Annotated in this window: 22 protein-coding genes; 10 read left to right on the top strand and 12 right to left on the bottom strand. The window is 29.8% G+C overall.

All coding sequences use genetic code 11. The annotated features are described in order from the left end of the window. Window positions 1-29 precede the first annotated feature (29 nt). From pglE to pssA, 8 genes are all read left to right on the top strand, one after another. Window positions 30-1,190: a UDP-N-acetylbacillosamine transaminase gene (gene pglE, locus GRQ01_RS03790; protein ID WP_158334509.1), complete on the top strand. Its 1,161-nt coding sequence runs from the start codon at window positions 30-32 to the stop codon at window positions 1,188-1,190. A 1-nt stretch (window position 1,191) separates the two neighbouring features. Then, window positions 1,192-2,961, top strand: a complete 1,770-nt coding sequence (pglF, locus tag GRQ01_RS03795; protein WP_158334510.1) for a UDP-N-acetylglucosamine 4,6-dehydratase (configuration-retaining) — start codon at window positions 1,192-1,194, stop codon at window positions 2,959-2,961. A gap of 1 nt (window position 2,962) precedes the next feature. Further along, entirely contained in the window at window positions 2,963-3,856 is an 894-nt protein-coding gene (locus GRQ01_RS03800; protein ID WP_158334511.1) for a PDC sensor domain-containing protein, read from the top strand. A 115-nt stretch (window positions 3,857-3,971) separates the two neighbouring features. Continuing rightward, the gene (locus GRQ01_RS03805; RefSeq protein WP_203121185.1) at window positions 3,972-4,364 is read left to right on the top strand and encodes a chemotaxis response regulator CheY; all 393 of its coding nucleotides are present in this window, start codon (window positions 3,972-3,974) and stop codon (window positions 4,362-4,364) included. A 20-nt stretch (window positions 4,365-4,384) separates the two neighbouring features. After that, a complete protein-coding gene (locus GRQ01_RS03810) occupies window positions 4,385-5,233 on the top strand; it encodes a 50S ribosomal protein L11 methyltransferase (RefSeq protein ID WP_158334512.1) in 849 nt (282 codons plus the stop codon). Next, a complete protein-coding gene (gene ftsH, locus GRQ01_RS03815; RefSeq protein WP_158334513.1) occupies window positions 5,233-7,164 on the top strand; it encodes an ATP-dependent zinc metalloprotease FtsH in 1,932 nt (643 codons plus the stop codon). The genes GRQ01_RS03810 and ftsH overlap by 1 nt, the downstream gene beginning before the upstream one ends. Continuing rightward, complete coding sequence (locus GRQ01_RS03820; protein WP_158334514.1) at window positions 7,161-7,778, top strand: phosphatidylserine decarboxylase; 618 nt, start codon at window positions 7,161-7,163, stop codon at window positions 7,776-7,778. The genes ftsH and GRQ01_RS03820 overlap by 4 nt, the downstream gene beginning before the upstream one ends. A gap of 9 nt (window positions 7,779-7,787) precedes the next feature. Then, complete coding sequence (gene pssA, locus GRQ01_RS03825; protein ID WP_158334515.1) at window positions 7,788-8,510, top strand: CDP-diacylglycerol--serine O-phosphatidyltransferase; 723 nt, start codon at window positions 7,788-7,790, stop codon at window positions 8,508-8,510. On the opposite strand, the gene GRQ01_RS03830 is transcribed toward pssA, so the two are convergent. Further along, a complete protein-coding gene (locus tag GRQ01_RS03830; protein WP_158334516.1) occupies window positions 8,507-9,304 on the bottom strand; it encodes a ferritin-like domain-containing protein in 798 nt (265 codons plus the stop codon). The genes pssA and GRQ01_RS03830 overlap by 4 nt on opposite strands. Window positions 9,305-9,394: 90 nt before the next feature. On the opposite strand from GRQ01_RS03830, the gene GRQ01_RS03835 reads away from it, so the two are divergent. Next, complete coding sequence (locus GRQ01_RS03835; protein WP_158334517.1) at window positions 9,395-9,754, top strand: methionine-R-sulfoxide reductase; 360 nt, start codon at window positions 9,395-9,397, stop codon at window positions 9,752-9,754. A gap of 3 nt (window positions 9,755-9,757) precedes the next feature. Beyond that, a complete protein-coding gene (locus GRQ01_RS03840; RefSeq protein WP_158334518.1) occupies window positions 9,758-10,390 on the top strand; it encodes a MarC family protein in 633 nt (210 codons plus the stop codon). A 49-nt stretch (window positions 10,391-10,439) separates the two neighbouring features. On the opposite strand, the gene aat is transcribed toward GRQ01_RS03840, so the two are convergent. The 11 genes from aat to GRQ01_RS03895 are packed head-to-tail and all read right to left on the bottom strand — an operon-like array spanning window position 10,440 to window position 20,551. Next, complete coding sequence (gene aat, locus GRQ01_RS03845; protein WP_158334519.1) at window positions 10,440-11,084, bottom strand: leucyl/phenylalanyl-tRNA--protein transferase; 645 nt, start codon at window positions 11,082-11,084, stop codon at window positions 10,440-10,442. After that, window positions 11,062-13,188, bottom strand: a complete 2,127-nt coding sequence (locus tag GRQ01_RS03850) for an AAA family ATPase (protein ID WP_158334520.1) — start codon at window positions 13,186-13,188, stop codon at window positions 11,062-11,064. Before GRQ01_RS03850 ends, aat begins: the two co-directional genes overlap by 23 nt. Beyond that, window positions 13,185-13,475: an ATP-dependent Clp protease adaptor ClpS gene (locus GRQ01_RS03855; RefSeq protein ID WP_158334521.1), complete on the bottom strand. Its 291-nt coding sequence runs from the start codon at window positions 13,473-13,475 to the stop codon at window positions 13,185-13,187. The genes GRQ01_RS03850 and GRQ01_RS03855 overlap by 4 nt, the downstream gene beginning before the upstream one ends. Then, window positions 13,475-14,074, bottom strand: coding sequence for a thioredoxin domain-containing protein (locus tag GRQ01_RS03860; RefSeq protein WP_158334522.1), 600 nt, complete (start codon window positions 14,072-14,074; stop codon window positions 13,475-13,477). Before GRQ01_RS03860 ends, GRQ01_RS03855 begins: the two co-directional genes overlap by 1 nt. Before the next feature lie 9 nt (window positions 14,075-14,083). Further along, a complete protein-coding gene (smpB, locus tag GRQ01_RS03865) occupies window positions 14,084-14,536 on the bottom strand; it encodes an SsrA-binding protein SmpB (protein ID WP_158334523.1) in 453 nt (150 codons plus the stop codon). After that, window positions 14,533-15,300, bottom strand: coding sequence for a 4-(cytidine 5'-diphospho)-2-C-methyl-D-erythritol kinase (locus GRQ01_RS03870; protein WP_158334524.1), 768 nt, complete (start codon window positions 15,298-15,300; stop codon window positions 14,533-14,535). Before GRQ01_RS03870 ends, smpB begins: the two co-directional genes overlap by 4 nt. Then, a complete protein-coding gene (locus tag GRQ01_RS03875) occupies window positions 15,297-15,524 on the bottom strand; it encodes a carbon storage regulator (protein ID WP_158334525.1) in 228 nt (75 codons plus the stop codon). The genes GRQ01_RS03870 and GRQ01_RS03875 overlap by 4 nt, the downstream gene beginning before the upstream one ends. Beyond that, on the bottom strand, window positions 15,518-16,336 hold the full coding sequence (truB, locus tag GRQ01_RS03880; protein WP_158334526.1) for a tRNA pseudouridine(55) synthase TruB: 819 nt from the start codon (window positions 16,334-16,336) through the stop codon (window positions 15,518-15,520). Before truB ends, GRQ01_RS03875 begins: the two co-directional genes overlap by 7 nt. Then, entirely contained in the window at window positions 16,333-18,402 is a 2,070-nt protein-coding gene (locus GRQ01_RS03885) for an ATP-dependent helicase (protein WP_158334527.1), read from the bottom strand. The genes truB and GRQ01_RS03885 overlap by 4 nt, the downstream gene beginning before the upstream one ends. Beyond that, on the bottom strand, window positions 18,399-18,836 hold the full coding sequence (locus GRQ01_RS03890) for a hypothetical protein (RefSeq protein WP_158334528.1): 438 nt from the start codon (window positions 18,834-18,836) through the stop codon (window positions 18,399-18,401). Before GRQ01_RS03890 ends, GRQ01_RS03885 begins: the two co-directional genes overlap by 4 nt. Next, on the bottom strand, window positions 18,830-20,551 hold the full coding sequence (locus GRQ01_RS03895; protein ID WP_158334529.1) for a M3 family oligoendopeptidase: 1,722 nt from the start codon (window positions 20,549-20,551) through the stop codon (window positions 18,830-18,832). Before GRQ01_RS03895 ends, GRQ01_RS03890 begins: the two co-directional genes overlap by 7 nt. Window position 20,552: the final 1 nt, after the last annotated feature.

Here is a 20,552-nt window from a genome sequence, read left to right on the forward strand (position 1 = left end):
TAAAATTTGTTTTATGTAAAGGACAAATGATGAGATTTTTTCTTTCCTCCCCCCATATGAGCGGCAATGAATTAAAATATATAGAAGAAGTTTTTAAGAGCAATTATATAGCACCTTTGGGCGAATTTGTTGATCATTTTGAAAAAAGTATTAAAGAATACACCAAGAGTAAAAATGCTTTGGCTTTAAATTCAGCCACAGCTGCTTTGCATTTGGCTTTAAGAGTAGCAGGGGTAGGGCAAGATGATATAGTTTTGGCCTCATCTTTTACTTTTATTGCTTCAGTAGCACCTATTTATTATCTTAAAGCAAAGCCTATTTTTATTGATTGTGATGAGACTTATAATATAGATGTAGCTTTATTAAAGCTTGCTATTAATGAGTGTGAGAAAAAACCTAAGGCTTTGATTTTAACCCATCTTTATGGTAATGCAGCTAAGATGGATGAAATTATTTGTGTTTGTAAAGAAAATGGGATTGTTTTAATCGAAGATGCTGCAGAAGCTTTGGGAAGTTTTTATCATGATAAAGCTTTGGGGACTTTTGGGGAATTTGGAGTTTATTCTTTTAATGGCAATAAAATCCTTACTACTTCAGGTGGAGGTATGCTTGTAGGAAAAGATCAGGAAAAAATCGAAAAAGCAAGGTTTTATAGTACTCAAGCTAGGGAAAATTGCTTGCATTATGAGCATTTAGATTATGGTTATAATTACCGTCTTAGTAACGTCTTAGGAGCTATTGGTGTAGCACAAATGGAGGTTTTAGAACAAAGAGTGCTTCAAAAAAGAAAAATTTATGAATGGTATAAGGAATTTTTAGGCGAATATTTTAGTTTTTTAGAAGAATTAAAGGACTCAAGGAGTAATCGTTGGTTAAGCACTGCTTTGCTTGATTTTGATAAGACTCAATTGAATGCTTTTAAAAAGGATATAAAAATCACTCAAAAAAATATCAATTTACATCCTAAAATTTCAAAACTTATAAAGGATTTAAAAGATAAGCAAATTGAAACGCGTCCGCTTTGGAAGGCTATGCATACTCAAGAGGTTTTTAAAGGCCAAAAAGCTTATGTAAATGGCAATAGCGAATTGTTTTTTCAAAAAGGAATTTGTCTACCTAGTGCTACGACAATGAATAAAGATGATGTTTATGAAGTTTCAAAGCTGATTTTAAAGAGTATAAAGGCTTAATATGATTTTTCATAAGAGCAAAAGATTGGCGTTTTTTTTAATTTCAGATGTACTCTTAATCATACTTAGCATATATTTGACTTTTTCTTTAAGATTTAGTGGAGATATTCCTAGTATTTTTTATCATGGTATGGTTGCTTGTGGGATTATTCTCTTGATTTTAAAACTTGTTTTTTTATTTGTTTTTAGAATTTATAAGGTGGCTTGGAGATTTTTTTCTCTTAATGAGGCAAGAAAGATTTTTATCGCTTTAATTTTGGCAGAAATTGGTTTTTTAGTGATTTTTTATTTTTTTAGTGATTTTTTTAATCCTTTTCCGCGAAGTGTTATTGTGATAGATTTTGTGCTTTCTTATATGTTTATAGGTACTTTAAGAATTAGCAAAAGAATGCTTGTGGATTTTAAAGCTTCAAATATAAAAGAAGAAATGCCTTGTATTGTTGTAGGGGCAACCTCTAAGGCCTTGCATTTGTTAAAAGGTGCAAGAGAGGGTTCTTTAGGTCTTTTTCCTGTGGGTGTTGTAGATGCGAGAAAAGAACTTATAGGAACTTATTGTGATAAATTTGTTGTAGAAAAAAAAGAAAAAATAAAATTTTATGTTCAAAAAGGGGTTAAAACAGCTATTATTGCTTTAAAGCTTGAACAAGAAGAATTAAAAGAACTTTTCGAAGAATTGATAAATTATGGCATTTGTGATGTAAAAATTTTTTCTTTTACAAGAAATGAGGCAAGGGATATTAGCATAGAAGATTTGCTTGCTAGAAAACCTAAGGACTTAGATGATAGTGCTGTGGCTGCATTTTTAAAAGATAAAGTAGTTTTAGTTACGGGTGCTGGTGGGACTATAGGAAGTGAGCTTTGCAAGCAGTGTCTTAAATTCGGTGCAAAACATCTTATCATGCTTGATCATAGCGAGTATAATCTTTATAAGATTAATGATAATTTAAATTTATATAAAGAAAAAATCACTCCTGTTTTGCTAAGTATTTTAGATAAACAAAGTTTAGATAAAACTTTACAAAATTATAAGCCTGATTTGATTTTGCATGCTGCAGCTTATAAACATGTGCCTCTTTGTGAGCAAAACCCTCATTCAGCTATAATGAATAATATTTTAGGGACTAAGATTTTATGTGATAGTGCTAAGAAGAATAAAGTGGCTAAATTTGTAATGATAAGTACAGATAAAGCTGTGCGTCCTACAAATATCATGGGTTGTACTAAAAGGGTTTGTGAGCTTTATACTTTAAATATGAGTGATAAAAATTTTGAAGTTGCTTGTGTGCGTTTTGGAAATGTTTTAGGATCAAGTGGGAGTGTTATACCTAAATTTAAAGCACAAATTGCAAATAATGAAGCTTTGAGTTTAACACATCCTAATATAGTGCGTTATTTCATGCTTGTAGATGAAGCAGTGCAACTTGTATTGCAAGCTGGAGCTATTGCAAAAGGTGGAGAGCTTTTTGTTTTAGATATGGGCCAGCCTGTAAAAATCATGGATTTGGCAAAAAAAATGCTTTTACTTTCTAATCGTAACGATTTAGAGATTAAAATTACAGGCTTAAGAAAAGGAGAGAAGCTTTATGAAGAACTTTTGATTGATGAAAATGATGCTAAAACCCAATATGAAAGCATTTTTGTCACAAAAACTGATAAAGTCGATTTAACCTGGCTTAATGAGGAAATTGAAAATTTACAAAAGAGCGAAGATGTTTCAAATGCTTTATTAAAAATCGTTCCTGAATTTAAACACAATAAAGAAGGTGTATAAGATGTATATTAAAGACATACAAAGATTTGAAGACAATCGTTACCGTATTAGAGCTTATATGAGTTATATTTTAACAAGAAATTTACCTAATAAACTTCCAAATATCCATTTAGAGAGTGTTAAAACAGCTTTAGATAAAATCGCACATGAGGCTGAGGTTTTTGATGCTTTATATGTTTTAGATACTTCAGGCATACAAATAGAGAATATGATTTCTTTAAATAGAGCTTATGAGATAGGCAGAGGAGAAGATAGGAGCTTAAAGTCTTATTTTTATAGGGCGGTCAAATTAAGACGTTGTGTTTTAAGCGATCCTTATCCTTCTGTTTTAAATAATGAACTTTGTGTTACTGCATCAATGCCCATTTATGATGATAAAAATAATTTGCTTTTTGTCGTATGTATTGACATAAAACTTGAAGATATATTAAAAATTATCCAAGCAGGAAAATTTGAATTTATTTTTACTCAATTTAGTCGTTTTGTTTATTTTTGTTTTGCTTTGGTTTTATTTATTATTACTTGTTTTTTGTTTAAAAAAGGTTTTTTCAGTCTTTTTGATAATCAAGCTATAGGTATAGAGCATATGTTTGAAAGTACTATCGCTATAACTTTGGCTTTAGCGATTTTTGATCTAGCAAAAACTTTAATCGAACAAGAGGTTTTAGGAAGGACGAAAGAAGAAGGTGGCGGAATTCAAAAGACCATGGTAAGATTTTTAGGTTCTATTATTGTAGCTTTGGCTATTGAAGCTTTGATGCTTGTGTTTAAGCTTGCTATTGGGGATTTGTCTCAGATGATTTATGCGATTTATCTTATTAGCGGGGTGAGTTTACTTTTGTTAGGTTTTAGTGTTTATTTATTTACAATTAAATATAAAAATAATAGTATTTGAGTAAAAATTTAACTAAAAGATGATATAATTTTATTCTTGAAAATTTTTTTGGCTTGATTAATAAGACCAAAAAGGGTAAAATATAAAAGTATAAAAACTTTGAAAGGAAGAAATTGTGAAATTGTTAGTTGTTGATGACAGTTCTACTATGAGAAGGATTATTAAAAATACCCTAACAAGACTTGGACACGATGATGTTTTAGAAGCTGAGCATGGAGTTGAAGCTTGGGATTTATTAACTAAAAACGAAGATGTCAAAGTTTTAATCACAGATTGGAATATGCCAGAAATGAATGGTTTAGAGCTTGTTAAAAAAGTAAGAGCAGAAACAAAATATGAAGATATGCCTATAATTATGGTTACAACTGAAGGCGGAAAAGCTGAAGTTATCACCGCTTTAAAAGCTGGGGTGAATAATTATATTGTAAAGCCTTTTACTCCTCAAGTTTTAAAAGAAAAACTTGAAGATGTTTTAGGAACTGGCAGCGGAGAAGGTGCGGCCGAATAAGATTATTTTTGAAATTTTAAATGCAAAAAAAATATTATGAATTGTTTTTCATTGTAGAAAAGCAGTATAAAGATTTATTTCTTGAATTTATTTTTGATTTGGGCATAGAAGCTATAGAAGAGAAAGATAAGGGTGTTTATATAAGATCCCATGAGGCTTTAGATGAGATGGCTTGGGCACTTGAAACCTTTGCCCAAAAATTAGCACTTACTCTTAATTTAAATCAGAAAATTATTTCTGATTTAATCCTTACAGAAAAAGAAAATAAAGACTGGATAGAAGAATATAAAAAAGGCATAAAGCCTATTTTGATTGATAATATTTATATCCACACGACTTGGCAAAAAGAAAAAAAAGAATGCATTAATGTAAAAATCAATCCAGCTTTAGCTTTTGGTTCTGGTCATCATGAAAGCACGCATTCTTGTGTAAAATTTTTACACAAATATGCTAAAGCAAAGTCAAGAGTTTTAGATCTTGGCTGTGGTAGTGGAATTTTAGGTATAATTATGGCAAAATTTGGTTGTGAAGTCGAAATTTGCGATACTGATGAGTTAGCAATTGAGAGTTCTTTATATAATGCAAAATTAAATAATGTAAAATTTCAAAATGCTTGGTGCGGATCTGTGGATAAGGCACAAGGTTTATATGATTTAATAGTTGCAAATATTATTGCTGATGTGATTTTAATTTTAGAAAAAGATATTAAAAATCATTTAGAAGATAATGCTATACTTATTTTATCAGGAATTTTAGATAAATATAAAATGAGAATTAGAGAAAAATTTCAAGATTTAGAACTTGTTGATGAATTACAAATCAATGAGTGGTATAGTTTTGTATATAAAAATAATAAAAAGGATAAATAATGAATAATAACACCCAAAATAACAAGGGTAATCCGCAAGGTAATAATTTTTTTAATAAAAATCCTATTGTTATTTTTGCAATTTTTGCAATTGTGATGATAGTGATTTTTAAAGGATTTTTTGATGGAAATGGTTCTTTTGGTGGAGCATTAACTGGGAATGAAGTGAGTAAAAATGTTCCTTATTCTGAATTAAAAAAGCTTATTGAAAGTGGACAAATTAATCAAGTAAGCATAGGTCAAACTACGATTAAAGCAATTTCAACTTCGCATAATACTATTTATGTAGCAAAAAAGGTTAATGATCCTGAGCTTGTGACTTTATTAGACAGTAAAAATATCGGTTATGGAGCGTATTCTGAGACAAATTGGTTTACAGATATACTTTTCTCATGGGTTTTACCGGTGTTTATTTTCTTTGGTATTTGGATGTTTTTAGCAAGCCGTATGCAAAAAAATATGGGCAGTTCTATACTTGGTATAGGAAGTTCTAAAAAGTTAGTAAATTCTGAAAAACCAAAAGTCAAATTTAGCGATGTGGCTGGTGTAGAAGAAGCTAAAGAAGAAGTTAAAGAAATAGTAGATTTTTTAAGATACCCTGAAAGATACATTAAACTTGGAGCAAAAATTCCAAAAGGACTTTTGCTTGTTGGACCTCCAGGTACAGGCAAAACTTTGCTTGCTAAGGCTGTTGCTGGTGAAGCTGATGTACCCTTTTTTAGCGTTTCAGGATCTTCTTTTATCGAAATGTTTGTAGGTGTGGGTGCATCTCGTGTTAGGGATTTGTTTGAGAATGCAAAAAAAGAAGCCCCTGCCATTATTTTCATCGATGAAATTGATGCCATAGGTAAAAGTCGTGCTGCTAGTGGAATGATGGGTGGAAATGATGAGAGAGAACAGACTTTAAATCAACTTTTAGCTGAAATGGATGGCTTTGGAACTGAGAGTTCTCCTGTGATTGTTTTAGCAGCTACAAATCGTCCTGAAGTTTTAGATGCAGCTCTTTTAAGACCGGGCAGATTTGATCGTCAAGTTTTAGTAGATAAACCTGATTTTAAAGGCAGATGCGATATTTTAAAAGTGCATATGAAAGATGTTAAAATCTCACCAAAGGTGAAAGTAGAGGATATAGCGCGTTTAACTGCAGGACTTGCAGGAGCTGATCTTGCAAATATTATTAATGAAGCAGCACTTTTAGCAGGAAGAGATTCTAAAAAATATGTAGAACAAAAAGATTTAGTAGAGGCTGTAGAAAGAGCTATTGCTGGGCTTGAGAAAAAATCACGTCGTATTAATGAAAAAGAAAAGAAAATTGTTACTTATCATGAGTGTGGGCATGCTTTAATCGCTGAAACGACTAAGGGTGCTAAGCGTGTTAGCAAGGTTTCTGTTATTCCTCGTGGTCTTGCAGCATTAGGCTACACATTAAATACCCCTGAAGAAAATAAATTTTTGATGCAAAAGCATGAGCTTATTGCCGAAGTGGATGTGCTTTTAAGTGGACGTGCGGCTGAGGAGGTGTTTATAGGAGAGATTTCAACCGGTGCTAGCAATGATTTAGAAAGAGCAACAGATATCATAAAGGCTATGATTTCTATATATGGCATGAGTGAAATTGCAGGACTTATGGTGCTTGAAAAGCAAAGAAATACTTTTTTAAACGGTGGTCAAACTATAAAAGACTATTCTGAAAAAATGTCTCAATCTTTAGATGATTATGTTAAACAAACTTTAGATGAACGTTACAAGGATGTTAAAAATACCTTAAGTACTTATAAAGGTGCGATTGAAGCTATGGTAGCAGTGCTTTATGAGCAAGAAACTATTGAAGGAGCTAAGGTACGAGAGATTATTAAAGACTTTGAAACTCAAAATAATCTTCCAACACGTTTGCAGCAAATTGATGAAATTGAAGTCAAAGTAGAAGAATGAAAGAATATATTGCAAAAGATGGATATTTAAGCTTAATTCTTTTAAGTTTGCTTTTTATCCTTGTGTGGATTGTCCATTCTTTTTCAATTTTATTGTTATTATTAATTTTATTTTGCCTTTTTCTTTTTAGATCTCCTAAAAGAGATTTTGTCGCAAATGATGAAAAGGCTATTTTCTCACCTATAGATGGCAAAGTAAGTAGGATAGATAACATGCATTATAAAGATTTGGGTGAGTGTGTAGAGATTAATATCAAAAATGCTTTTTACAATGCTGGGAATTTTAATGCACCTTTTATCATGCATATTGCAGATATTCGTTTAAAGCATGGGCTTTTTTTGTGTAGTGAGTTAAAATCTGCAAGAATAATGAATGAAAGGGCTTTTATCTTAGCAAAGACTCAAAAAGATCAAACAATAGCTTTGCGTATTTATGCAGGTTCTTTTGATAGAAAATTGAAATTAGATAATATTTCATATGATTTAAAAGCAGGCGATAGAATGGGATTTTTAATTAATGGTTCTATTAGCTTGCTTTTGCCTAAAGACACTAGGATTCATGTAGGTTTAAACGATGAGATTAAAGCAGGGACATTACTAGGCTATTTTGCATAAGAGAAAATGATGAATAACAGACCTCAATTAATTTATATTTTACCCAATCTTTTCACCGCTGCTTCAGCATTTTTAGGTGTTATTTCTATTATAGCTTCTATACAGCAAAACTATTGTATGGCTTTGGTTTATATTATTTTTTCTTTAATTTGTGATGGGCTTGATGGGCGTGTAGCTAGACTGACTAATTCTACTTCTAAATTTGGTGTAGAATTTGATTCTTTAGCTGATTTAGTGGCTTTTGGGGTAGCGCCTGCAGTTCTTTTTTATATGTGTATAGGTTCAAGTTTTGGTAAATTAGGATCTTTGATTACGGCTTTTTTTGTTGTTTTTGGAGCCATTCGTTTAGCAAGATTTAATGTGACTACAGGTACTTATGAGCCTTCTGTATTTATAGGACTTCCTATACCTACAGCAGCTGTGGTAAGTGCTATATGGACTTATGCTTTTTTTAATTATGATTTTTTGAAATCTTATGGAATAGTTTTTTTGATTTTACAAGCCATTTTAGGACTTTTAATGGTGAGTAATATACGTTATCCAAGTTTTAAGAAAGTTGATTTTAACCGATCAAGCGTTTTAAAAGTTTTGATTATATTAATCATTATCTTTTCATTTTTATATCTTTATCCGCTTGAAAGTTTAGTGATTTTAGCAAGTTTATATGTGCTTTATGGTATTGTGCGTGTTTTATATACCATTATTGTTTCTAGATTAAAGGTGAAAAATTAAGAATAAAATTTCTCAAGAATCTCGCATTCTTCTTTCTTAAACCCTGCTTTCATTCTTGCTTGAATATTGATTTTTTTTCCTGCAAGGGAAAATTGTTTAAAGAGAGTGCAAAGTTGTATGAAATCGTATTTGTTTTTATTGGCAAAGTTCCACCAGATATCACCTTTTTTGACATGTTTGATTTCATCATTAAGGATGATGTTAAAATATTCTATTAAAAGGTTTTTAATAGGATGATTAGAACTTTGAAATTTTTTAACCACATAAGGATTTGCATCAAGTCCTTTTGCTTCTAAACCTCTATGAACAATACCCATTCTAAAATTTAAAGAATCTTTAGTGGCTTCTAGGGCAGCTTCTAAATTATCATGTGCTGGGAAATCGCCATATTTATAGCCTAGTTCTTCAAGTGCCAAATTTAAAAGTTTAAAATGTTTGATTTCTTCATCAGCTACTTCAAGCCAATCTTGATAAAATTGCAAGGGTAGATTTTTAAAACGATAGCTTGCATCTAAAGCTAAATTAATCGCGCTAAATTCTATATGGGCTATAGAATGTATTATTTTTGCAAGTGCATGGGTTGAATTAGCAAGTTTGGGTCTTCTTATGCGTGTAGGATGTTCTAGGGTGATGTTTTGGGCTATATTTTTTTTGAAAATGCTTATGTGATTGTGATTAAAAATCAATTTTTGACATTTAAAATCTTCATAAAAATTTTGAAAATGATGAAATTTTCTTGTTTGATTATTTTCATATAGTAAGATTTCAAGCTCGCTAAAAAATTCCTTTTGCATATAAAACTCTCTTAAAAATTGTAAAATAATAATTTAAAGTTGAATTTTAGATTATATAATATAAAAATTACTTTATATAAAGGGCTAAAGATGAAAGAATTAAGCGAAGAAGAAAAAAATGTGATTTTAAATAAAGGCACCGAAACTCCTTTTAGTGGAAAATATAATAATTTTTATGAAAAAGGCGTGTATCATTGTAAACAATGTGGAGCAAAACTTTATAAATCTGAAGATAAATTTAAATCAGGTTGTGGATGGCCTAGTTTTGATGATGAAATTCAAGGGGCGATTAAAAGAGTAGCTGATAAAGATGGTATTAGAACAGAAATTGTATGTGCAAATTGTAATGGGCATTTAGGACATGTTTTTGTAGGAGAAGGTTTTTCTGCTAAAAATACAAGACATTGTGTCAATTCTATTTCTTTGGAATTTGTAAAAAGTGAGAATTAGATTATGTTCTTAGATTCTGAGTTTCATTTAATGTTTTTTGCTGGGATTACTTTGCTTGCTGTATTAAATCCTTTTGGAAATTTAACTCAATTTTTAGCAATGAGTGATGGTTTGTCTTTAATGATTAGAAAAAAACTTTTTAGAACCATACTTTATACAGCTTTTGTGATAGTTTTGGTATTTTTGTTTTCAGGATCTTTGTTTATGAATTATATTTTTAGGGTTTCTTTAGATGATTTAAGGATTTCTGGAGGTTTAGTGCTTGTTATCATGGCTATTAAAAATTTACTTTTTTCGACGAAAATGACTGCAAGCAATTGCAATACTTGTGTTAATTTAGATGAGAAAGAACTTTTAAGACAAAGTGTAATTCCTATGGCTTTTCCTATGCTTGTAGGACCTGGAACTTTGGCTAGTGTTATAGTTATAGCAGAAGATAAGGGTATGGATATCGCATTTGGAGGTATTATGATAGCCTTTATTTTTATGTTTATTCTTTTTCACTTTGCAGCTGCAATAGAAAAAATAGTTGGAAAATTGATTTTGCATGTTTTTTCTCGTATCGCACAAGTTTTTATTGTAGCTATGGGAATTAAAATGATCATTGCAGGTTTAAAAGATATATTTCATTTATAAATCAGCTTTTAAATATAAGTACTGCAAAGATTTCATTTTGATTTAGTTTTTAAACAATTAAATTTTTAAAATTTTCAAATCCACTGTCTTTATGGCATTTTTCTTTTAAAATATTTAAAAAGTCTTTTCTAGGAATGTTTTTAGCACCCATAAATTCTAAGTGTTTATTGTAAATTTGACAATCTATTATAAAATCATAAGGTTCTAGCAATTTACAAAGCTTAATCATGGCGATTTTAGAGGTATTTTTTTTAAGACTTACCATGCTTTCACCAAAAAATACTTTGCCTAAAATCAAACCATAAATTCCTCCTATAAGTTCATCATCTTCGTAAAGTTCTAAACTATGAGCATAGCCTTGATGAAAAAGTTCATGATAAACTTCAATAAATTCTTCATCTATCCAGCTTTGAGCACGTTGATCTTTGCAAAGTTGGATTAATTGTAAAAAATTAGTATCTAAGCGTGTTTCATAAAAAGAGATAAATTTTTTTATATTTTTTTGTATGTGGATTTCATTAGGTTTTAAAATGCATCTAGGATCAGGACACCACCAAGTTACAGGTTTGCTTGTCCATGGAAACAGACCGAAAGTATAAGCTTTTAGGATAAAATCACTCTTTAAATTAGAACTTAAAAATACAGGAGAATTTTTAGGTGCATGAAGCAATTTAGAGTATAAATTCAATTCCATCTTTTCCAAGTTTTATTTTAACAATACCGCCTTTTTTTAGCTTTCCAAACAGTATTTCATCGCTTATTTTTTCACCAATTTCTTGAGCAATAATGCGTTTTAAGAGTCTGACGCCAAATTCTTTATTATAGGCTTTTTTAGCCAAATATATTTTTGCTTTTTCATCAGCAATTAAAGTGATATTTTTTAAATTTTTTGAAATTTCATTCAGTTCTTTTTCGATAATTTTTGATAGAATTTTATCATTAAGATTGTTAAAGTGTAAAATTTTATCAATTCTATTTATAAATTCAGGTGCGAAAAAGTCTTTAATGGCACGATTGCTTTTTTCGTTATTTTTGCTTAAAAATCCTAATTCATTGCTTTCTTTAAGACCTAAATTAGATGTCATTATAATGATTGAGTTTTTAAAATCTACTTTAAGGCCTGCATTATCAGTAAGTTCAGCATTGTCAAAAATCTGTAAAAAAGTATTAGTTAAATCAGGATGTGCTTTTTCTATTTCATCAAAAAGAACAAGACTGAAAGGATTTTTGCGTATAGCATTGCTTAAAAGTCCTCCATCTTCATAGCCTACATATCCAGCAGGAGAACCAATCAGTTTGCTTAAGGCGTGTTTTTCGGCATACTCACTCATGTCAAAGCGTTCTAAGCTTAAGTTTAAATAATCAGCTAAGGCTTTACAAAGTTCTGTTTTGCCTACCCCGCTAGATCCAGTAAATAAAAACACTCCTCGCGGTGTATTAGAATTCTTAAATCCTGCAAAGCTTTGTTTTAGGGTTAAAACAAGACTGTCTATAACTTCATCTTGTCCAAAAATTCTAGTTTTTAAATGTTTGCTTAAGTTTAATAAGGCTTTATTTTGATCTAATTCAAAAATTCTATGATGATGTGTCATTTTTACTAAAACATTTTCTAAATCTTTTAAGTTTGCGTTTTTTTTAGTTTTTGTTTTTAAGGCAAAAGAAGCTCCAAGTTCATCAATCAAATCTATAGCACAATCGGGTAAAAATTTATCATTAAAAAATTTTTTACCCCAAACAACAGCATATTCAAGAATTTCATCACTTAATTTAATATGATGAAAATTTTCATATTTGCTTTTTAATCCTTTAAGGATTTGTAAACTTTCTTCTTTGCTCGGTTCATCGACATTAATTTTAGCAAAACGACGGCTTAAAGGTTTATTTTTATCAAAAGTATTTTTGTATTCTATGAAGGTTGTTGCTCCTATACATTTTAAAGTCCCATTGCTTAAAGCCGGTTTTAAAAGATTAGAAAAATCAGTGTGCGATTCTCCTGTACTTCCTGCTCCAACTATAGTGTGAATTTCATCGATAAATAAAATAGCATTGGGTATGTTTTCAAGTTCATTTAAAATTTCTTTAATTCTTTTTTCAAAATCTCCACGGTATTTTGTACCTGAAAGCATGCTAGCCATATCAAGACTAAAAATTTTTGCATTTTGTAAATTTTTGGGTACTTGTTTTTTTACAATAGCAAGTGCTAGTCCTTCGACTATGGCAGTTTTTCCAACCCCTGCTTCTCCAACTAAAATAGGATTATTTTTTTTACGACGAGAAAGGATTTGCATCATTCTTTCAAGTTCGAATTTTCTTCCTATTAAAGGATCGATTTTACCATTTTGGGCTAAAAGTGTTAAATCGTTTGTATAAGCACTTAAATTTTGAATTTCTTTACTGTTTTTAAGCTCTTGAATTTTTTCCAGATTGATATTATGTTTTTTTAAAAGATAACTAGAATAAGTTCTTTGATCTTGTATTAGTTTTTCTAAAAAGTCTATGATTTTTATTTCATTATTTTTGTTTTTGCATGAAAGCAGAATTTCATCTAAAACAACAGATATTGCAGGTTCTATTTCGTGTTTGATGATTTGATTGTTTTGAGAAATGTAGTTTTTTAATTGAGTTTCTAGAAGTTCTAAATCTCCATCTGAAAATTCTTCAAAAATGTCTTTAAAATCGATACTAAGTTTTAATAAAGCAAATAAGACATGCTCACAAGTGATAAATTCATGATGATTGATTAGACTTAGATTTTTAGCATTGTCAAGGTATTTTTGTAAATTTTCTTGATATTTCATTCTTCTTCTACCTTTGTTTGTAAAGGAAAATTAGCCATTTTGGCTGTATCTATAACTTTTTTTTGTTTTGAAAGTGCTATTTCTTGAGTGTAAATGCCACAAACCCCAGAACCATTGTGGTGAATTTCTAGCATAGTTTTGCTAGCTTGTTCTAAATTTTGATGAAAAATATTCATCAAAATTTCTATAACAAAATCCATAGTGGTTATATCATCATTAAGAAGTATGACTTTATACATTTTTGGTTCTTTGAGTTTGCTTTGATCAAGAGTTTGAATTTTGGGCATTATTTTCCTTTGTAAATTTTATTTAAATCTTCTTGCATGAGTTGTGTTGGAATTTTACCAAGATAAAAATCTGTTGGTGTATAATTATTCCAATAATCACTGACTTTTTGGTATTGTCCGTTTTTTAATACAACTTTAAAAGGAAGTTGCTCCATATTTTTATAATCTATGTCTTTTAAAATTTGGGCAATAATGCGATCGTTTGATTTGGAATTACTTAAAAAATAATAAGCCCCATAATCGTTAGCGAATTTTTTAACTGTTTCATCACTGACATCTTCAAAATGGATCAATCCTATAATGATAAAGTTATTAGAATTATTTTTCCAAAGTTTGCTAAGATCTAAGGCTTCTTCTTTGCAAGGCGTGCAAAAAGTTCCAAAAAAATCAAACATCAAAACTTTATCTTCTTCTGTTTCTACTACAAAACCTTTTTCTGTTCTTATTAAGGTTTTGCTTCCTCCATTGACACTGTTTAGGACTATTTTATCACCTTTATGGTATTCTTCAAACATAAAATCATTTTGAATCTCTTCTTTAGAACAAGCATTAAGGAAAAATACCAAAGTGATTAAAAATAGATTTAATTTTTTTTTCATTATTATCCTTTATTTATAATTTTTCATTGCGGCTCTAGCTTCTAAATCGGCTTGCTTTTTCTTTAAGGTTTCGCGTTTGTCATGTAAATTTTTTCCTTTAGCTAAGGCAAGTGTGGCTTTGACTTTATTTTTTGTGTTAAAATAAAGATCTAAAGCTACAATAGTATAGCCTTCAACACTTACTTTGCCTAGTAATTTATCAATTTGTTTTTTATGCATGAGAAGTTTTCTAGGGCCTTTTTCTTCGTGCTTATAAAAAGAATGGGTTGTGTTTAGTAAAGAAATATGAGCATTAAGCAAGAAAATTTCACCTTTTATAATACGCACAAAAGAGTCTTTAAGGTTTACTCTTCCTGATCTTAAAGCTACTACTTCGCTTCCTTTTAAAACAAGTCCGGCTTCAAAACGTTCAATAATGCTATAATCAAATAAAGCTTTTTTGTTTCTTGCAATGATTTTCATGAGCAAACCTTAAAAACACTACTTCCACTCCCGCTTAAAAAAAATCCTTCTTGAAAATAAGGCTTCATTTTAGGATATAAAGTTGCACAAGGAGTAAATAAATCGTTTAATTCTTTGTTTTTAAAATTTTGCAATAGTTCTTTTGTGCTGAGTTTTTTATAAATTTCAGCTTGATTTTTGTTTTTTTCAAGATTAAATGTTTGTTTGTCAAATTCATCATATACGGCCTTGGTTTGGCAAGCTATTTGAGGAAAAATCCATTTTAAATCAGGTATATCATCTTCAAATTCACTTATAAGTTCCCCACAGCCACTCACATTAGCAGAGTCAAAGCCACTTAGAAAAAAAGCAATATCGCTTCCTAATTGCATGCTTAAGTTTATAAGTGTTTGTGTGCTTAGCTTTAAATTAAGGGTTTCATTTATAAGCTTTAAAAAGCTTGCACAATCACTGCTTCCACCACCAAGTCCAGCACATACAGGGATATTTTTAGTGAGTTTTAAGCTTTTTGTGCTAAATAATTCTTTTAATTCTTTATGATGCGTTTTGCAAAGCAACAAATAGGCTTTTTCAAGGATATTGTTTTGGCATTGAAAATCACTAATAATTTCAAATCCTTGTTTGGAATGGGGCTGCTTATCTACAAGTTCAAGTTCATCAAAAAGATCTTTTAAGAGTATGAAACGTGATTGTAAAAGGTGGTATTTCCTTAAATCCCATCCGGTAAGTTTTAAAAAAATATTTGCCTTAGCGTAAGCTTTCATTTGATGAGTTTTTTGCTTAGATCGTCTAATTTTACGTCATTTTGGATTACAGAATGTAAATTCCCATCTTTTACTTGTTGTATTAGTTCTTTTCTCACTATCATAAGCGATTTAGGTGCTTCTATGCCTATTTTAGCATAACCTTTTCCTGTTTGAACCAATTTTATTTCTATGTCTTGACCAATAATTATACTTTCGTTTTCTTTTCTTGATAATATTAACATTTTTCAACCTTATTTAGAAGATATTTTACTGTATTTTCTTTAATATTAATTATACTAAAGTATTTTTTTGTTTCAATATAATAACTTCCTTCATCACAATATGTTAAATCTTCAAGAGATAAAAGAAGACCATTTTGGAGTTTGTTTGGATTTTTAATAAAATTAGGCTTTAAATCAAGATATTTTAAGATATCTAAGCTTTCTTCATTATTATAAACAAATTCTCCTTCTTTAACGCGTTCTAAAGAGCTTAAGCTTGCATAAATACCTAATTTTCTAGCAAAAAGCTCGCAATAAGATCGTATATAAGATCCTTCACTAACACTTATTTGTATATTTAAAAAAGGATGATTATAGCTTAAAATTTTGCAATTAAAAATTTCCATTTCAGAAGGTTTTAAATTTACTTCTAAACCTCTTCTGGCCAATTCATAAGCACGAATTCCATTAACTTTTTTAGCACTAAATGTAGGTGGAGTATAAGAGATTTTTCCTTGCATTTTTTTTATGGTTTGTTCTAAAATTGTGAGTTTAAATGCTTTTAAAGTTTTGATTTCTTGTATGTTTTGATCATCAAGGCTTAAAGAATGCATTCCAAGCCACAATGTGGCTTTATAGGTTTTTGGGGTTTTTTTTAAGAAGCGAAAAAGTTTTGTATATTGTCCAAATGCAACGATTAAAACTCCTTTGGCAAAAGGATCTAATGTACCAGAATAGCCTGCTTTTTTATTTTTGTATTTTTTCTTGAGTTGATGTAAAAAAGCATTAGAACTTAAACCTCTAGGTTTAAAGGCTGCAAAGATTTTATTCATATTATTTTTTCTACAAAACTTGCCATAATAGTACGCATTATACCGCCAAAATTGATGGTGAGTTTTTCTTCTTTAGTATTTTTATTTACTTCAACAACCCTGCCAATGCCAAAAATTTTATGTTTGATGAGATCACCTTTGCTAAAACCGTTTGTATTGTGAGGTTTTGTTTTTTTATTGCTAAGTTCGCTTTCTTCTAAAAAACGACTAGGGCTTATATTTGCCCTTAAACCGTTATGAAAACGAGAGTGAGCCACACTAATACTAAGGGATTTTTTAGCGCGTGTAAATGCAACATAAGCAAGACGGCGTTCTTCTTCAAGATTTGTTTCGTGGTTTAAAGGAAAAAAACCTTCATCAAAGCCTATAATAAAAACATGATCAAATTCTAAACCTTTGCTAGCATGGATACTCATAAGGCAAATGCATTCTTCATCTAAGCCATCTTGATCGCTGAGTAAAGAAATTTCGCTTAATAAATCTTCTAATGTAGAATCAGGGTTTTCTTTGAGTTTGTCTTTTAAATTTGCATAGAATTCATCAAGATTGCGAACTCTTTCTTCACCTTCATCTTGTTTTGAAAAATAATCTTTGATTTTAAAGAGTTTTTCTATATTATCAAGCACTTCTTTTAAATTATCATAGCTTTTTAAAGTATGGATATTTTGTATGAAAGCATTTGCTTCACTTTGAGCTTTTTTATTTGCTAAAATTCCTATACCACCATTGCTTTCACACAGTGCATCAAAGAGTGAAATTTGATATTTTTGTGCGTATTGTTCTAATTTTTTTAAAGCTTGGGTGCCTATAGATCTTTTAGGACGATTGATAATTCTTTTAAAAGATAAATCATCATGAGGATTTAAAATGAGTCTAAGGTATGAAATGAGATCTTTTATTTCTAATCTTTCATAAAAGCGCATGCCACTAAGCAATTTATAAGAAATTTTCTCTTTCATGAGTGCTTCTTCTATGGCTCTTGATAATGCATTGACGCGAAATAAAATAGCAATTTCTTTGGCTTCAACTCCACAATCTAATAATTTTTTTATTTTTTGTGCGATACGCAAGCTTTCATCTTTTTCGCTTTCATTATTGAAAATTACTATACTTTCTCCTGGATCTTTGGTGCAAATTAGGGTTTTTCCAAGGCGTTGTTTATTATATGCTATGAGGTTATTGGCTGCTTTTAAGATCGTGCCTACAGAGCGGTAATTGTGTTGAAGTTTTATAAGCTTGACATTTTTAAATTCATTTTTAAAATTTAAAATATTTTCGATTTTTGCCCCACGCCAACTATAAATGCTTTGATCATCATCTCCTACAACGGTAATGTTTTCATGTGCATAACATAGATTTTTTAGGATTTTATATTGCAAGGTATTAGTGTCTTGATACTCATCAACGGTGATGTAATTATAAAGCAAGCTTTGTTCTTTGGCGAAATTTTTATCAGCTTCTAAAATAATATTGCTTAATAATAAAAGATCATCAAAATCTACAAAATTTTGTTTTAATAAATATTCTTCATAAGCACGATAGTAAGTAGCAAATTTATACATATTTTGGTACTTTTCATTATTATGATCTTTTAATGAGTCTAAATCTTTAAAGATGTCTTGAGATCTTTTACTTTCGTTTTTAAAATAAGATATGTATTTGATGATGTCATAAACGTTATCTTTGGTTTTATCAAGAATTAAATCTTTAATGATTTTTTTCGTATCATCTGTATCGATCACAACAAAGTTATTTTTGCGTTGTAATCTTTCAAAATGAAGTTTTAAGAATAAAAGTCCAAATTTATGAAAAGTACAAAGTAGAGGGTTTTCATTGCCTCGTAAAAAACTCAGTGCTTTATGACGCATGATGCTTGCGGCTTTATTGGTAAAAGTAAGGGTGAGAGTATGATGAGATGGGATGCCTACTTCACCGACTAAATAAGCAAGACGAGTGGTGATGGTTTTAGTTTTTCCACTACCTGCGCCTGCTAAGATAAGCATAGCTCCATCAATATGGCTTGCAGCTTCTTTTTGATTTTCGTTTAAACCTTCAAATAGAGTCATTTTTTAAAGATATCTTGATTTTTTGGATTGTTTAAAAATATATTTTTTGATTTTTGAGAGTTATGGTTTTCTTTGGGTTTATATAGACTAAAATTGACAAATAAAACACTATTTTGTACTTGAATTTGTGTAATAGATCTTAAATCAACTTTAACAAAACTATCAAAATCATCATTGCCAAAGCCAGCATGAAATTGAATGTAATCTTTTGTCAATTGGATGGATTTAAAAGTATATCCTCCAAGAGCAAAAAGAGCATAGGGATTTTGTCTTAGATCTAATTCTGAGGGAAGTTCAGGATTAAAATCTATAAATTTTGTGTTTGCAACTATGGAAAATTCTATATTTTTTTGTGTTAAAATTGTAATTATCTCATAGCAATGTTTTTGCATACTGTTGATAAAAGTTTCATCTTCTAATATCTTTTTTAGCATATTTTTAACTCCATAAATTCATCAACAAGTTTTTGAATTTCTTTTATGCCTATTTCCCAAAAATTTTCATCTTCTATATCAAAACCAAACATTTGCACAAGTTCTTTAGGGCTGATGCTGCCACCTAAAGAAAGCATTTTGATATAAAGTTCTTTGAAATTTTCGCATTTTCCACTTTTATAAAGCCCATAAAGAGCTAAAACTAAAAGTTGTGCATAAGCATAAGCATAACAATAAAAAGGAGAGTGGATAAAATGAGGGATATAACTCCACCAAAAAGCATAATTTTTTGTAAGTTTTATACTGTCTTGAAACATTTTTTGAGATTCTTCCATCCAGATTTTGTTTAATTCTTCAGTGCTAAGTTCATTTTCTTGAGCGTGTAAGCGTCTTTCAAAGCAGGTAAAATTGATTTGTCTATAAAAGGTTGCAAAAATATCTTCAATTTTATTTGCATATAATGCTAAGAGTTCTTCTTTTTTGAGTTTGTCTTTAATAAAATCAAAAATCAGCATTTCAGCAAAAACAGAAGCTGTTTCTGCTGTAGTTAAAGGTGTGTTTTGATTTAAATAGCTTACATTATAAGAAAGTTGCTGATGGATGGTATGTCCTAATTCATGCGCGAGTGTGAAAAGATCGCGTCTTTTGTTGGTATAATTTAGCAAAACAAAAGGGTGGGCATCTGGGGTAGCAGAGTGAGAAAAGGCACCGCCTTGTTTGTTTTCTTGTGGATATACATCAATCCAGCCTTTATCAAAAGCATTCTTAGCTATGTCATAAAATTGAGGAGAAAATGCTTTAAAAGCCTTTAAAACTATATCTTTACTTGTTTGAAAGTCAAAATTCGGTTCTTTTCCAATGGGTGCATACCTATCGTAATCTTTTAACTCATCATAACCTAGAATTTGTTTTTTTCTTTTATAAAATTTTGATACCAAATCAAAATGTTTTTGTGCGCTAAGTATTAAAGAATCTACGCTTTTTTGCGAAATTTGATTGCTAATATGTCTTGAAATTTCAGCATTTTCATATCCTCTTAATAAACCTATATTTTTTCTTTCGGTTTTAATCATATTAATGATAAAGCTTAACAATTTGATATTTTTTTGCAAAACTTTGGTGAATTTTTTAGCAGCTTTTTTACGTACTGATCTGTCTTGATCATACATTTTGCTTAAAATTTCTTCTTCGCTAAGCTTTTTACCTTCAAAAGGAATTTTTAAAGCACTCATAATTTCATCAAAAAGTCTACTAAAAGCTTGTGCACCAGTGTTTGAAAGATAAAGCATGATACGTTCTTCATTTTTACTAAGATTATAGCGTTTATTTTCAATTAAATTAGAAAGATAAAAACTATAATTTTTGCAAAAATTTAAAAATTCTTGACTTTTTTGAGGGTCTAATTCGCAAAATTCAAGTTCAAAGAAAAGTAGATTTTCTTCTATTTTTTTGCATTCTTCTTCATATTTGGCATAAAAAGATCCATCTTGAGTGTTTTTTGCAAAAAGCAAATAAGCATAAGTTATGATTTTTCCAAGAGCTTGATTTAAATTTTCATAATTTATTAAAGCTTGCGAAAAATCTTTAGCATTTAAAGTATGAAGTTTGTTTTCGTATTTTTTTTTGAAATTTAAACTAGCTTGGATTTGATTTTGAGTAAAATTTTGTAATTCTTCTTTATTTTTAAATAAGGCACTTAAATCCCATTCTAACATA

The organism is Campylobacter bilis (assembly GCF_016806695.1).
GTDB classification, from domain to species: domain Bacteria; phylum Campylobacterota; class Campylobacteria; order Campylobacterales; family Campylobacteraceae; genus Campylobacter_D; species Campylobacter_D bilis.